General features: G+C 51.5%; 1 protein-coding gene. It reads right to left on the reverse strand.

The window, feature by feature from the left end; translation table 11 throughout:
* On the reverse strand, positions 1 to 524 hold a 524-nt coding region (gene dapB, locus DDE13_RS22695), incomplete at both ends, for a 4-hydroxy-tetrahydrodipicolinate reductase (protein WP_111406414.1).

A 524-nucleotide genomic window follows, 5' to 3' on the forward strand; every position in this document is an offset into this window, starting at 1 on the left:
GTTAGCAAATGTCATACGGCTGGACGCCTTATGGGTGATCTCCAGACGCTCGCCAATATCGGCAAACATCGCGGTATGTTCACCAACGATGTCACCTGCACGCACGGTGGCAAAACCAATGGTGCCAGGCACACGTTCACCGGTGTGGCCTTCACGACTGTAGACCGCGCAATCTTTCAGATCTTTATCAAGGGCGTGGGCGATCGCCTCTCCCATTGCCAGTGCGGTGCCTGACGGCGCATCAACTTTATGTCTATGATGTGCTTCAATAATTTCGATATCGGTGTAGTCACCCATCACTTTGGCTGCTTTCTCCAGCAGCTTAAGCATGACGTTAACGCCAACGCTAAAATTGGCAGCAAAGACAATCGCAATATCGGCAGCGGCGTCACGAGTTGCTTGTTTACCGGCTTCGTCAAACCCCGTAGTGCCGATCACCATCCCTTTGCCATGCTGGCGACAAAAAGCGAGATGGTTCAGCGTACCTTCCGGACGGGTAAAATCGATAAACACATCAAAATCAT

Origin of the sequence: Meridianimarinicoccus zhengii (assembly GCF_003254465.1) — a bacterium.
Classification (GTDB): domain Bacteria; phylum Pseudomonadota; class Alphaproteobacteria; order Rhodobacterales; family Rhodobacteraceae; genus Meridianimarinicoccus; species Meridianimarinicoccus zhengii.